Genomic DNA, 13,841 nt, shown 5'->3' with positions numbered 1-13,841 from the left:
CCGCGAGCGTCTTCCGATAGTCGACTCTCACATAACGCGGTGGATAGCGCAGGGGTTCCCGGGTCAGCCGAGCGGCCGGTTCCGGTACAGGTCGCGCAGCAGCAGGATCTCGGCGCCGTGGTGGATCGCCTCGCGGTTGATGTGCTGCACCAGGTCGGCCATCGGATACTCGGCGAACGGCCCCTCCGCCGGGCCGCACGGGCGCGCCAGCCCCACCGCGTCGAGCGCCTCGACCCCCTCGATCCAGGACGCGTACGCCCGGTCGAGCTGCGCGAGGGCCTCCGCGGCCGTCCCGGCGTACTCGACGCTGTCGTAGTCCATCCGCGGCCCGCTGAAGTGCGAGGCGGCCCGCTGCCCGAACACCCCGACGATCACGTGCCCGAGCCGCCACGCGATCGTCGTCAACGGCGGGGGATCGGGCTCGGGGAAGGCGAAGTCGATCCGGAAGGGTCCCGCGCCGACCTGCTGGGCGCCGGGCACGCCCGACCCGGCCGGCCGGACGTTCCAGCCCGGCGCGGGCTCCCAGAAGTACTCCTCGTCCGTGAGGCCCTCGAGCTTCGGCCGGACCAGCGCCTGCCAGTGCCAGGTGAGCTGCTCGGACAGTGGGGTGGCGGTGCGCGTCATGTCCGCGACGCTAACGGGCACCCCCGACAGTTCTCAGGTTCGCGGCACCGGGACGTTGCGGATGCTGGCGTCGAGCAGCTGGACCGGGTGCAGCAGCGGCAGCTCCTCGCCCGTGCCGTCCCGCAGGTGCTTCCCGATCTGCAGCAGACAGCCCGGGTTCGCCGTCACCACGATCTCCGGCTCCACCGACCGCACGTTGGCCGCCTTGCGGGCCCCGAGCTCGTTCGCGGGCTCCGGGTTGATCATGTTGTAGATCCCCGCCGAGCCGCAGCACAGCGCTGCCTCCGGGATGTCGACGAGCTCCAGCCCGGGGATGCTCCGCAGCACCGCCCGGGGCTGGTCGCGGACCCCCTGGGCGTGTCCGAGGTGACACGCGTCGTGGTACGCGACCCGTGCGGGTACGGGGGAGCGCGGCGCCCGCGGCCCGGCCGCGGCGTACAGGTCGGCCAGGACCTCGTGCACGTCCCGCACCGACGCGCTGAACGCGGCCGCGCGCTCGGCCCACTCCAGATCGTCGGAGAGCAGGTGCCCGTAGTCCTTCATCGACGAGCCGCAGCCCGCCACGTTGGCCACCACGTGATCGACACCCAGCACCTCGAACCGCGCGATCGTCCTCTTCGCGCGGGCCAGCGCGGGCTCCTCGCGCCCCGCGTGGAGCTCGAGCGCGCCGCAACACTGCTGGTCACGGGGCACGAGCACGTCGAGCCCCTCGGCGGAGAGGACCCGGACGGTGGCCTCGTTGACCCGGTGGAAGAACACGTCCTGCACACAGCCGGACAGCAGCGCGACCGTCCCGCGCCTCTCCCCGACGGCGGCGGTGCGCTCGGGCAGCCGTGCGAACGCCTCCTTCACCGTGACCGGCGGGAGCAGCGACTCGAGCGCGGCGAACCGCTCCGGCAGCTTCGCGGCGAGCGTCCGCAGCACAGGGAGCTTCTGGTAGAGCGCCCCGGGGAGCGCGGCCAGCCGCAGCCGCCGCTTGTACGGGAACAGAGCGAAGATCGCCTCGCGGAAGAGCCGGTCCGCGCGGGACCGCTCGACGTTGCGCTCCAGCTGCGGCCGCACCGACTCCAGCAGCTTGTCGTACTGGACGCCCGAGGGGCAGGCGGTCACGCAGGCCATGCAGCCCAGGCACGCGTCGATGTGCTCGTGCAGCGGCCCGTCGAGCCCGATCTCGCCCTTCTCGGCGAGGTCCATCAGGTAGATACGACCGCGCGGGGAGTCCATCTCCTCGCCCCACAGCTGGTACGTGGGGCAGGTGGGCAGGCAGAAGCCGCAGTGCACGCAGTCGTCGAGCAGCTCGCGGGCGGGCGGACGATGCGGGTCGAAGGCACTCGGCCCCGTCTGCGGGAGGTTGGTCTCGGCGGAGCCGGCCGGTGTCGTGGACAACTCACATCTCCCACGGGTCGAATCGGCCCGGACCGAACCGCGATCCGGGATCGAACTGCTTCTTGACGGCCCTGAGCACGGCCAGCGCGCTCGGCGGCGGTCCCCAGGCGGGGACGTCGAGCCCGGACACCGGACGGGTGCGGAGCACGCTCGTGCCGCCGGCCGCGTGGACCGCGGCGTGCGCGGCCACGACCGCGCCGACGGGAACGGACACGGTGGCCACCCCGGTCCCCAGCCCCGCCGCGACCGCGCCCACCGGCAGTGTCTCCAGCAGGCCGGGCAGCAGCGTGGGCCTCACCCCGATCCGCAGGACCGCCTCGCCGGCCGTGCCCCGGGTCAGCGCCGCGTGCTCGGCCCACGGCGCGGTGCCGCCGGCCGGTGCTCCCGGATCCGGCCCACCCGCGACATGATCGCCGCTCGTGACCGCGGCGGCGCCGGAGCCGTCGCTCTCCGGTCGCGGGCGCCGGTCATCGGCGACCGTGCCGCCGATCAGGGCCCGCAACCGGTCCAGGCGGGCCGCCAGGGCCTCCTCCGTGGAGTCGATCCGGACCAGCAGCCGCCCGCTGGAGAGCCACTCGACCGCGGTCGGTTCCAGCTGCGACGCGAGCACCTCGCCCGCCAGCCGGGCCCCCTCCGCGAGCGGGCACTCCACCACGACCGTGCCGACGGCCGACGGCACCGGGTGCAGCCGCAGGACCACCTCGGTGAGCATGCCGAGCGTGCCGTAGGAGCCGTGCAGGAGCTTGGCCAGGTCGAACCCGGCCACGTTCTTGATCACATGTCCGCCCGAGCGGGCCACCGACCCGTCCGACAGCAGGACGGTGGTGCCGATCACGAGGTCCCGCAGGGTGCCGTGGACCAGCGCGGACGGCCCCGCGTCCCCGGTCGCGACGAGCCCGCCGACGGTGGCGCCCGCATCGATCCTGGCGGCGTCGAAGGAGAGGTGCTGACGGTGCGGTGCGAGCTCCGACTGCAGCGCGCGCAGCGGCGTCCCGGCCCGCACGGAGACGGTCATGTCGCCCGGGTTGTGCGTGACGATCCCGGTGAGCCCGGTCGCGTCGAGCACCGTGTCGACGGCACCGAGCCGCCCGGCCCAGTCCGCGGCGGTGCCCGCGCCGGCGATCGCGACGGTGCCGGACGTGTCGAGGAGCGCTGTGCGCGCGTCCGCGACGGACTCCGGCTTCACGAGGGTCCTCATAGCCGCTCGATCACTCCCGCCTCCTCCAGCGGATGCGCCCGGTACCTGCCCGGCCGCTCCCCGCACAACCGCGGTGTGGGCAGCACCTTGCCCGGGTTGCAGATCCCCGCCGGATCGAAGGCCTCCCGGACCCGCTGCATCACGGCCAGGTCCTCCTCGCCGAACATCGTCGGCATCGAGCAGGCCTTGTCCGTGCCGATCCCGTGTTCGCCGGAGAGCGATCCGCCCAGCTCCACGCACAGTTCCGCGATCTTCGACGAGAGGTGCTCGGCCCGTTCGGTCTCGCCGGCGGCCGCGCTGTAGAGGACCAGCGGATGGAGGTTGCCGTCGCCGGCGTGGAAGACGTTGGCGACGCGGAGGCCCGCCTCGGAGCCCATGTCGGCGATCCGCTGCAGCACCTCGGCCAGCCGGGTGCGGGGGACCACCCCGTCCTGCACGAAGTAGTCCGGCGAGATCCGCCCGACCGCCGCGAAGGCCGCCTTGCGCCCCCGCCAGATCGCGGCGCGCTCCTCGGGCGAGCCCGCGATGTGCAGCCGGGTGCAGCCGTGGGCGTCGCAGATCGCCTTGACCTGCGCGAACTCGCTGTCGCACTGCTCGATCGGGCCGTCGAGCTCCACGACCAGCGCCGCCGGCGTCCCGACCGTGTAGCCGGCGTGGACGGCCTCCTCGGCGGCCTCGATGGCGAGGGTGTCCATCATCTCGACGGCGGCCGGGACGATCCCGGCGGCCACGATGTCGCTGACCACCTCGCCGGCCTCGGCGACGGACGGGAAGTCCGCCAGCAGCGTCCGCACGGTCTCCGGGGTGCGCAGCAGCTTCACAGTGACCGCCACGGTGATCCCGAGCGTGCCCTCCGACCCGAGGAACACCCCGCGCAGGTCCGGGCCCTGCTGCTCGGAGGTGTCGCCGCCCAGGGTGACCAGCGACCCGTCCGGGAGCACGACCTCCATCGAATACACGTGGTTGGTGGTGAAGCCGTACTTGAGGCAGTGCGCTCCGCCGGAGTTCTCCGCGACGTTCCCGCCGATCGTGCACACCTGCTGGCTCGACGGATCGGGCGCGTAGTAGAGGCCGTGCCGCGCGACCGTCGTGGTGATGTCGAGGTTCGTCACCCCGGGTTCGACGACCGCGCGCCGGTTCTCGACGTCGACCTCCAGCACCCGGGTGAGCCGGGACAGCGAGATCACCACCCCGTCGGCGACCGGCAGCGCCCCGCCGGACAGGCCGGTCCCGGCGCCGCGGGCCACGAACGGGACCCCGTTGCGGTGGCAGGCCGCGACCGCGCGGGCGACGCCCTCCGCGCTGCGGGGGATCAGCACGATCTCGGGCCGGACCCGGTAGCCGGTCAGCCCGTCGCACTCGTAGGCGCGGGTGCGGACCGGGTCGTCGACGACCTCGTCGGGCGCCAGCGCCGCGACGATCGCGGCGCGGGCGACGGGATCGAGAGGCATGGGTACCTCCTCGTGGTGGGACGTGCAGCCTAGGACGGGACAGCGGGCGGAGCGGCTCGGAACCGGCCGTTCGGGGAGGGTTCAGGCGCTCGCCAGCAACGCCCCCAGACGCTTGCCGGCGGCCACGACCAACGGCGCGACCCGGGCGACCGTGGCGTCGTCCATCCGGGACCGGGGGCCCGAGACCGAGACGGCGGCGGAGCCGTGCGGCCCGGTGACGGGGGCGGCGACGCATCGCACGCCGGGCTCCTGCTCGCCCTCGTCGAGCACGTACCCGCGCTCCCGGCCCGCGGCCAGCTCGGCGGCGAAGAGGCCCGGATCCGTGATCGTGGTCGACGTGACGGCGGGGAGCCCGGTCCGGGCGACGATCGCGGCGGACTCCTCGGCCGGCAGCGCCGCGAGCAGCGCCTTCCCGACCCCGGTGCAGTGCACGGGCACCCGGCGGCCGATCTCGGTGAACATCCGCATGGCGTGCGGCGAGGGCACCTGCGCGACGTAGACGGCCTGGTCCCCGTCTCGCACCGCGAGGTTCGCGGTCTCGCCGATCTGCGCGACCAGCTCCGCGAGGACCGGCTGCGCCCACTGGCCGAACTGCCGTGCCGCCGTCTCCCCGAGCCCGACGAGCTTCGGCCCGAGCGTGTAGCGCCGCGAGGGCAGCTGCCGCAGGTAACCCAGGTCGACGAGCGTGCGGACGAGGCGGTGGATCGTGGCGACGGCCAGCCCCGTGCGCTCGGCGAGCTCGGAGAGCCCGGCCTCGCCGCCGGCCTCCGCGAGCGTCTCCAGCACGCCGAAGGCGCGCGCGAGAGACTGCACTCCGCGACCGTGGGCCGGCTCGGGGACGAAGTCGACGGCGATGCTGGGTACGACCGCGTCGACGACCGGATCGGCGTTCTCCCGTCGAGGTCTCTCGGTACCCATGGCGGGGACTCTACATTCCATGATGCGGAAAAGTCACTCCGTCTGGTAGAAAAGACCCCGAAACCCGAGGAGAGGATGTCCGATGACCGCCGGACTGCAGGTCGACCCCGCGCTGAAGGAGTTCGTCGAAGGCGAGCTGCTTCCGGGCCTGGACCTCGCCCCCGAGGACTTCTGGGCCGCGCTCGCGGACCTGCAGGTGCGCTTCGCGCCGCGGATCTCCGAGCTGCTGGCGCGCCGGGACGAGCTCCAGGCGCAGATCGACGCGTGGCACGCCGCCGGGGGCCCCGGCGACCCCGCCGCCTACGCCGCGTTCCTCACCGAGATCGGCTATCTCCTCCCGGCCGACGGACCCGCCCCGATCTCGGTCGGCGCGGTGGACCCGGAGATCGCCGAGATCCCGGGCCCGCAGCTCGTCGTCCCGGCGACCGTGCCGCGCTACGCGCTCAACGCCGCGAACGCCCGCTGGGGCTCGCTGTACGACGCCTTCTACGGCACGGACGCGCTGCCGCAGGACCACGAGCTCGCCAAGGGCTACGACGAGAAGCGCGGCGCGCAGGTCATCGAGGCCGCGGACGAGCTGCTCGACGAGCTGTTCCCGCTGGCCCGGGGCTCGCACGCGGAGGTCACGCGGTACGTCGCGTCGGCCGACGGGTTCGTCGCGTTCACCGGCACCGGCGAGTCCGGCCTGGCCGACGCGGCGCAGTTCGCCGGCTTCACCGAGCGATCGGTCCTGCTGCGCCGCAACGGGCTCCACGTCGAGCTGACCATCGACCCGGAGCACCGGGTGGGCCGGCAGCACCACGCCGGCGTCGCGGACGTCGTGCTGGAGTCCGCCGTCACCACGATCGTCGACCTCGAGGACTCGGTCGCCACGGTCGACGGCGAGGACAAGGTGTCGGCCTACCGCACCTGGCTCGGGCTGATGACCGGCGAGCTCTCCGCGAGCTTCGACAAGGGCGGCGAGACGCTCACCCGCACCGTCAACGGGGACCGTGAGTACACCGGCCCGGACGGCGCGCCGCTGACCCTGCCCGGGCGCTCGGTGCTGCTGGTGCGCAACGTCGGCCACCACATGACCACCGACGCGGTGCGGACCGCCGAGGGCGCGGAGATCGCCGAGGGCGTGCTCGACGCGCTGGTCACGGCCGCCGCGGCGCAGTACGACCTGGCGGGCAAGGGCCGGTACTCCAACTCGCGCACCGGCTCGGTGTACATCGTGAAGCCCAAGCAGCACGGGCCGGACGAGGTGGCGCTGACCGTCGAGCTGTTCGCCGCGGTCGAGGAGAAGCTCGGCCTCCCGGCGAAGACCCTCAAGATCGGCATCATGGACGAGGAGAAGCGCACCAGCGTCAACCTCGCCAACGCCGTCGCGGCCGCCGGCGAGCGGGTCATCTTCGTCAACACCGGCTTCCTCGACCGGACGGGCGACGAGATCCACACCTGCTTCGCCGCCGGGCCGGTGATCCCCAAGGGGGACATGAAGTCCTCGACCTGGCTCACCACCTACGAGGACCGCAACGTCGACGTGGCGCTCGCCTCCGGGTTCGCGCACACCGCCCAGATCGGCAAGGGCATGTGGGCCAAGCCCGCCGCGATGGCGGACATGCTGGCGCAGAAGGGATCCCAGCCCGAGCAGGGGGCGAACTGCGCCTGGGTGCCCTCACCCACGGCGGCCACCCTGCACGCGCTGCACTACCTGCGCACGGACGTCCACGCGGTCCAGGACCGGCTCGCCGGCCGCGAGACGGACCGCGCGAAGCTGCTCGCGCTGCCGCTGCTCGACCGGGAGCTCTCCGCCGAGGAGCGGACCCACGAGCTCGAGACGAGCGCGCAGTCGATCCTCGGCTACGTCGTGCGCTGGGTGGGCCTGGGAATCGGCTGCTCCACGGTGCCGGACCTCGAGGGCGTCGGGCTGATGGAGGACCGCGCGACGCTGCGGATCTCGTCGCAGCTGATCGCGAACTGGCTGCACCACGGCCTGGTCGACGAGCAGACGGTGCGGGACACGTTCGCCCGCATGGCCGTCCTGGTCGACGAGCAGAACGCGGGCGAGCCCGGCTACCCGCCGATGGCGAAGGACCTCGAGGGCAGCGAGAGCTTCCAGGCCGCCCTGGAACTGGTCTTCACCGGCCGCACCGAGCCCAACGGCTACACGGAGCGGGTCCTGACCTCCTGGCGGCGGAAGGCCAAGCAGAAGTAGTCCGTTCGCGGGTCGGCACGTCGGGCTGGGCCCGGCGGGCCGACTCGCGGACGATCGTGACGACGGTCCTCGGCCCGCTGCTGGAGTGGGGCATCGCGCTCGAGCGGCGGGCCGTCGTCGTCGCGGGGCGACATCGCAGCTCCGCGAGATGTGCGGTGGGCCCGGTTCGAGGGCCGGCGGGGGCGTGCGGACACCGTGCGTTGCCGGGTCCCTCGCGCGGCGAGGGATTTCTGTCGGCCCCCGACGGTAGTATCGACCTCGCCGCCGTCCCCACGCGGCATCCGATCTGTCCGAAGTTCTCGACCCGACCGTGAGCCGGGCCGCCTCCCCGCGTGCGCCCCGTCCCGGTGTCGGGACGGAGGTGTCGTGCTCGCGCTCGTGGTCGCCCACCTGGTGGTCGCCGCGCTGCTGCCGCTCGTGTCGCGGCGCAGCCGCCGCGCCGCGTTCGGCGTGGCCGCGGTGCTGCCCGCCGCGACGCTGGTGTGGGCGCTGGCGAACCTGGGGCCGGCGCTGGGCCCGGGCCTGGGCGAGACGCTCACGTGGTCGTCCACGCTGCACCTCGAGTTCGCCTTCCGGCTCGACGCGCTCGGCCTGGTGATGATCGTGCTGGTCGGCGGGCTCGGCGCGCTGATCCTGGCCTACAGCGCCTGGTACTTCGGCAAGGACAGCCGGGACGCCCCGCGCAACGCGGCCCTGCTGCTCGCGTTCGCCGGGGCGATGCTGGGCCTGGTCCTGGCCGACGACCTGCTCACCCTCTACGTCTTCTGGGAGCTGACGTCGATCGCGTCGTTCCTGCTGGTGGGGCAGAGCGGGCTGCACCGGGCCAACCGCCGCGCGGCCGTCCAGGCGCTGCTGGTCACGGTGTTCGGCGGGCTGTCGATGCTGCTCGGCATCGTGTTCGTCGGGGAGTCCGCGGGCACCTACCGGATCTCCGAGCTCGTCGCGAGCCCGCCCACGGGTGGCCTCGCCGCGACCGGGATCGTCCTGATCCTGGTCGGGGCGCTCACCAAGTCCGCGCAGTTCCCGTTCCACCCCTGGCTCCCGGCCGCGATGGCCGCGCCCACGCCCGTCAGCGCGTACCTGCACGCCGCGTCGATGGTGAAGGCCGGGGTCGTGCTGGTCGGGCGGCTGTCGCCGGCGTTCGCCGACCGCGTCGAGTGGTGGCTGCCGATCGCCGTGCTCGGCCTGGTCACCATGCTGGTCGGCGGCTGGCGCGCGCTGCACGAGACCGACCTGAAGCGGCTGCTGGCCTTCGGCACGGTGAGCCAGCTCGGGTTCCTGATGGTGCTGTTCGGCTCCGGGGACCGGATCGGCGAGATCGCCGCGCTCACGATGCTGCTGGCCCACGGCCTGTTCAAGGCGCCGCTGTTCATGGTCGTCGGGATCGTCGACAAGGTCACCGGGACCCGCGAGGTCGGGTCGCTGTCCGGTCTGGGGCGGACCCTCCCGGGGCTGGCCGTCGCCGCGACGCTGGCCGCGGCGAGCATGGCCGGCATCCCGTTCCTGCTCGGCTTCCTCGGCAAGGAGGCCGCGTTCGAGGCCTTCGTGCACGACGGCAACTGGGTCGTCGGCATCGGCCTGCTCGTGGGCTCGGTCCTCACCGTCGCCTACTCGGCGCGCTTCCTGTGGGGGGCGTTCGCGACCAAGCCGGGTGTCGAGACCACGGTGTGCAGGACCCCCGCGGTCGGTCTGCTCGTGCCGACCTGGCTCGCCGCGGCGGCCGGGCTGGTACTCGGCAGCGTCCCGCCGCTGGTGGGGGGCATCGCGGGCACCTACGCCGCCGCCTACCCGGCGGCGGACGCGGTGGAGGAGGAGTACCACCTCGCGCTGTGGCACGGGCTGTCGCTGCCGCTGCTGTTCTCGCTGGTCGCCCTGGTCGTCGGCGTCTCGCTGCACCTCCAGCGCACCCGCGTCACCGCCCTGCACGGCGCGCTGCACCATCCGCTGTCCGCGCAGCGCGGCTACGAGCTGGTCGTCAGCGGGCTGGAGCGGGCCGCGACCTTCGTCACCGGTCGGCTGCAGGCCGGCTCGCTGCCCGTCTACCTCGCGGTCCTGCTGCTCACGGTGCTGGCGGTGCCGGGCGTCGCGCTGGTCACCGGTGGGGTCTGGCCGCAGAACCAGGCGCCGGTGCAGTCGCTGCTGCAGCTGCCGCTGGGGCTCGTGGTCGTGGTGTGCGCGCTCGCGCTCACCCGGGTGCGGCGGCGGTTCACCGCGGTGATGCTGGTCGGGGCCATCGGGTACGCGATCGGCGGGCTGTTCGTGGTCGACGGGGCGCCGGACCTCGCGCTGGCGCAGTTCCTCGTCGAGACGCTCACCGTGGTCGCCTTCGTCTTCGTGCTGCGCCGGCTGCCCGCCCACTTCGAGGAACGGGAGACCCGGCCGCGGCGCGCGGTGCAGGTCCGCAAGGCCGTGCTGGCCACCGTCGCCGGGGTGTTCGTGGCGGTCGCGGGCGTGGTGCTCAGCGGCGCCCGCCAGCAGCCGCCGGCCGCGAGCGCCCAGTACGTCGAGCTGGCCCCGCGGACCGGCGCGGACAACGTGATCGCCGCGATCCTCGTCGACTTCCGGGCGCTCGACACGGTCGGCGAGATCACCGTCCTGCTGATCGCCGCGGCCGGCGCCGCGAGCCTCGTGCTCGCCACCCGGTTCGACCGCAAGGACGCCTCGGGATCCGGGACCCCCGAGCATGAGGAGGAGGTCCTCGGATGACGACCGAGCGCGAGCAGGTCCCCTTCGAACAGGTCCCCTTCGAACAATGGGACTCCCCGGAGGGCGAGTGGACGCTCTCGGGCGACTGCCCGGTGCGCACCAACCGCACGCTGCTGCTGGAGGGCGCGGCGCGGTTCCTGTTCCCGACCGTGCTGGTGTTCTCGGTGTACCTGCTGTTCGTGGGCCACTACGCGCCCGGCGGCGGGTTCCCCGGCGGGCTCGTGGCCGGGCTGGCGTTCGTGCTGCGCTACATCGCCGGCGGGGGGTCCGAGGGCGCGGAGATCGGGTCGAAGCTGCGTGTGCGCCCGCCGGTGCTGATGGGCATCGGGCTGCTGCTCGCGGTCGCGACGGCCCTCGCCCCGGTGGCGTTCGGGCGCCCGGTGCTGTCCAGCGCGAAGGTCTCGTTCGACGTGCCGGTGCTCGGCCACGTCGACCTCGTGTCGAGCCTGGTCCTCGACCTGGGGGTGTACCTGCTGATCATCGGCGTGGTGCTGGACCTGCTGCGCTCGCTGGGCAGCGGGATCGAGCGGGACGCCGCCGGCGACGGGGAGGAGGGGAGCCCGTGATCACGATCAACGTCGCGATGGCGGTGGTCCTCGCCGTCCTCTACTCGGTGGGCTTCTACCTGCTGCTGCAGCGCTCGCTCATGCGGATCCTGATCGGGATCGTCGTGCTCGGGCACGGCGCCAACCTGCTGCTGCAGCTCGCCGGCGGGCCGCCCGCGCGGGCCCCGGTCCTCGGCACCGCGGATCCGGGCACGTTCGCCGATCCGCTGCCGCAGGCGCTCGCGCTCACCGCCATCGTGATCACCTTCGCGCTCACCACGTACCTGCTCGCGCTCGGCTACCGCAGCTGGGTGCTCACCGGGAAGGACGAGGTGCAGGACGACGTGGAGGACCGCCGCGTCGCGGCCCGCGAGCGTCCCGAGGGGTCCCTCGAGGAGGACTCGACCGGCCCGGACGACGTCGTGGACCCGGGATCCGCGGCGGCGTCGGATGAACCCGCCGAACCCGCCGAACCGGCGGAGGCCGGCCGATGAGCACTCTCGTCACGCTGCCGGTGCTGCTGCCGATCCTCGGCGCCGCGCTCACCGTGCTGGCCTCCCGCTCCGCGCGCCTCCAGCGGCTCATCGGGATCGTCGTGCTCACCGCGGTGTCCGCGGTGGCCGCCGTCCTGCTCGTCGCGGCGGACCGGGCCGGCCCCGTGGTGGTCGAGCTGGGCGGCTGGCCGGCGCCCGTCGGGATCGTGCTGGTGGCCGACCGGCTGTCGGCGCTGCTGCTGCTCGTCTCCACCGTGGTCACGCTGGCCGTGCTCGTCTACGCCATCGACCAGCGCATCACGGACTACGGCCGGGGGACCGCCAGCACCACGTTCCACCCGATCTTCCTGCTGCTGTCGACGGGTGTCTCGCTCGCCTACCTCACCGGGGACCTGTTCAGCCTGTTCGTGGCGTTCGAGATCATGCTGGCCGCGTCCTACGTGCTGATCACGAGACGGGTGAACGCCGCGCGGATCCGCTCCGGGATGACGTACGTGATCATCAGCCTGGCGTCGTCGCTGCTGTTCCTCACCACGATCGCGCTGGTCTACGCGTCCACGGGCACGGTCAACCTGGCCGATCTCGCGGCGAGGGTGGCCGAGCTGCCGCCGGGGCTGCGGACCCTGCTGTCGATGATGACCATCGTCACCTTCGGCATCAAGGCGGCGATGGTGCCGCTGCACTTCTGGCTGCCGGACAGCTATCCCAACGCGCCCGCCCCGGTCACGGCGCTGTTCGCGGGCCTGCTCACCAAGGTCGGCATCTACGCGCTGCTGCGCACCCAGACGCTGGTGTTCCCCGGCAACGGGCCCTCGGCTGTGCTCCTGGTGCTCGCCGTGCTGACCATGATCGTGGGCGCGCTGGGTGCGCTGGCGCAGAACGACCTCAACCGGTTGCTGTCGTTCCTGCTGGTCAGCCACATCGGCTTCATGCTGTTCGGGCTGGCGGTCGACGACGCGCGGGGCGCCGGCGGCACGGCGCTCTACATCGTCCACCACATCACGGTGCAGGCCACGCTGTTCCTGGTCTCCGGGCTGATCACCCGCCGCACGGGCACGGTGTCGATCGAGGCGATGGGCGGGCTCGCCAAGCGCGCGCCGGGGCTGGCGATCCTGTTCGCGGTCCCCGCGCTCACGCTCGCCGGCATCCCGCCGACCTCTGGCTTCGTGGCCAAGCTGGCGCTGCTGCAGGCCGGTGCGGACGGGGGAGCGGCCGCCGCCGCCGTCGCCGGGGTGGTGGTGCTGGCCAGCCTGCTCACGCTCTACGCCGTGGTGCGGGTGTGGGTCCGGGTGTTCTGGGGCGCGGAGAAGGAGCCGCTGCCGGACGACGACCCGACGGACGAGCTGGTCGTCGGCACCGCGCGCACGTCGCGGCCCATGTACGCGGCCACGATCGCGCTGATCGCCGTGAGCGTCGCGATCGCCGCCGCGGCGGGCCCGCTGTCCGCGGTCACCGGCCGCGCCGGGACGGACCTGATGGAACGCACCCCGTACGTGCAGGCGGTGCTCGGATGAGCGGGCTGGGGAGGCGCTGGCCGCAGCTGGTGTGGTTGACGATCGCGTGGGTCCTGTTGTGGGGCACCGTGTCCGTGAAGATCGTGCTCGGTGGGGTGCTGGTGGCGGTGATCGTCACGGCGCTGTTCCCGATGCCGGTGCTGGTGCGGCTGCCGTTGCGGCCGTGGCCGCTGCTGCGCCTGGGCGGGTTCCTGCTGGCCGACCTGGTCGTGTCCGGCGGGCAGGTGAGCTGGGAGGTGCTGCGGCGCGGCCGGCGGGCCCGGGCCGGGATCGTCGCGGTCCCGCTGCTCACGGAGTCCGAGCGCGTCGTCACGCTGATCGCCGCCGCCGCGGCGCTGACCCCGGGGAGCTTCGTGCTGCAGATCGACCGGCCCGGCGGGCTGCTCTACGTCTACGCCCTCGGGATGCGCTCGCCGGGGGACGCCGAGCGGGTGCGCCGGCAGTCGACGAAGCTGCAGGAACGCGTGGTGCGGGCGCTCGGGCCCGCGGCCCCGCGTGATCGGGCGGGGGAGCCATGACGATCGTGTTCGCCCTGGTCCTGGGCATGTTGTGTGCCGCGGGGCTGATCACGGTGGCCCGGCTGCTGAAGGGGCCCGGCACGCTGGACCGGATCGCCGCGCTGGACGTGTTCGTGGTGCTGATCGTGGCCGCGTCCGCCGTGTACATCGCGATCTACCGGGACGGCTCGACGATCCCGCTCATGGCGGCGGTGGCGCTCGTCGGGTTCGTCGGCTCGGCCACGGCCGCGCGGCTCGTGGAGCGATGGGAGCGGCACCGATGAGCGCCGACGTCCTTCTGGTCGCGG

The 13,841-nt window shown here is 73.4% G+C and carries 12 protein-coding genes; 7 read left to right on the top strand and 5 right to left on the bottom strand.

Features of this window, described 5'->3' with window-relative positions; translation table 11 throughout:
• Positions 1 to 63: 63 nt before the first annotated feature.
• The 5 genes from ABD324_RS32295 to ABD324_RS32275 form a co-directional block, all read right to left on the bottom strand.
• Positions 64 to 624 (bottom strand): DinB family protein, encoded by a 561-nt coding sequence (locus ABD324_RS32295; protein ID WP_344425946.1) that lies wholly within the window; start codon positions 622 to 624, stop codon positions 64 to 66.
• A gap of 33 nt (positions 625 to 657) precedes the next feature.
• Entirely contained in the window at positions 658 to 2,010 is a 1,353-nt protein-coding gene (locus ABD324_RS32290) for a (Fe-S)-binding protein (protein ID WP_344425944.1), read from the bottom strand.
• 1 nt (position 2,011) lies between these two features.
• Positions 2,012 to 3,208 (bottom strand): FAD-binding oxidoreductase, encoded by a 1,197-nt coding sequence (locus ABD324_RS32285; protein ID WP_344425941.1) that lies wholly within the window; start codon positions 3,206 to 3,208, stop codon positions 2,012 to 2,014.
• Positions 3,205 to 4,659 carry an FAD-linked oxidase C-terminal domain-containing protein gene (locus ABD324_RS32280; protein WP_344425938.1) on the bottom strand — a complete coding sequence of 485 codons (1,455 nt, stop codon included), beginning with the start codon at positions 4,657 to 4,659 and terminating at the stop codon, positions 3,205 to 3,207. Before ABD324_RS32280 ends, ABD324_RS32285 begins: the two co-directional genes overlap by 4 nt.
• 81 nt (positions 4,660 to 4,740) lie before the next feature.
• Complete coding sequence (locus ABD324_RS32275; RefSeq protein WP_344425935.1) at positions 4,741 to 5,577, bottom strand: IclR family transcriptional regulator; 837 nt, start codon at positions 5,575 to 5,577, stop codon at positions 4,741 to 4,743.
• A gap of 82 nt (positions 5,578 to 5,659) precedes the next feature.
• Here ABD324_RS32275 and ABD324_RS32270 point away from each other — a divergent pair, with 82 nt between their 5' ends.
• The 7 genes from ABD324_RS32270 to ABD324_RS32240 all read left to right on the top strand — a co-directional run bounded on the left by ABD324_RS32270 (position 5,660) and on the right by ABD324_RS32240 (position 13,817).
• Positions 5,660 to 7,777, top strand: coding sequence for a malate synthase G (locus ABD324_RS32270; protein ID WP_344425932.1), 2,118 nt, complete (start codon positions 5,660 to 5,662; stop codon positions 7,775 to 7,777).
• A 366-nt stretch (positions 7,778 to 8,143) separates the two neighbouring features.
• Positions 8,144 to 10,483, top strand: coding sequence for a hydrogen gas-evolving membrane-bound hydrogenase subunit E (gene mbhE, locus ABD324_RS32265; protein ID WP_344425929.1), 2,340 nt, complete (start codon positions 8,144 to 8,146; stop codon positions 10,481 to 10,483).
• The gene (locus ABD324_RS32260) at positions 10,480 to 11,049 is read left to right on the top strand and encodes an MnhB domain-containing protein (protein WP_344425926.1); all 570 of its coding nucleotides are present in this window, start codon (positions 10,480 to 10,482) and stop codon (positions 11,047 to 11,049) included. Before mbhE ends, ABD324_RS32260 begins: the two co-directional genes overlap by 4 nt.
• Positions 11,049 to 11,522 carry a Na(+)/H(+) antiporter subunit C gene (locus ABD324_RS32255; RefSeq protein WP_344426013.1) on the top strand — a complete coding sequence of 158 codons (474 nt, stop codon included), beginning with the start codon at positions 11,049 to 11,051 and terminating at the stop codon, positions 11,520 to 11,522. The genes ABD324_RS32260 and ABD324_RS32255 overlap by 1 nt, the downstream gene beginning before the upstream one ends.
• Positions 11,519 to 13,036 (top strand): Na+/H+ antiporter subunit D, encoded by a 1,518-nt coding sequence (locus tag ABD324_RS32250; RefSeq protein WP_344425923.1) that lies wholly within the window; start codon positions 11,519 to 11,521, stop codon positions 13,034 to 13,036. The genes ABD324_RS32255 and ABD324_RS32250 overlap by 4 nt, the downstream gene beginning before the upstream one ends.
• Positions 13,033 to 13,554 carry a Na+/H+ antiporter subunit E gene (locus ABD324_RS32245; RefSeq protein ID WP_344425920.1) on the top strand — a complete coding sequence of 174 codons (522 nt, stop codon included), beginning with the start codon at positions 13,033 to 13,035 and terminating at the stop codon, positions 13,552 to 13,554. The genes ABD324_RS32250 and ABD324_RS32245 overlap by 4 nt, the downstream gene beginning before the upstream one ends.
• Entirely contained in the window at positions 13,551 to 13,817 is a 267-nt protein-coding gene (locus ABD324_RS32240) for a monovalent cation/H+ antiporter complex subunit F (RefSeq protein WP_344425917.1), read from the top strand. Before ABD324_RS32245 ends, ABD324_RS32240 begins: the two co-directional genes overlap by 4 nt.
• Positions 13,818 to 13,841: the final 24 nt, after the last annotated feature.

The sequence above is a fragment of the Pseudonocardia ailaonensis genome, assembly GCF_039531635.1.
Taxonomy (GTDB): Bacteria; Actinomycetota; Actinomycetes; order Mycobacteriales; family Pseudonocardiaceae; genus Pseudonocardia; species Pseudonocardia ailaonensis.
The sequence above is the reverse complement of the archived record's forward strand: the minus strand, read 5'-3'. Positions and strand labels throughout refer to the sequence as shown.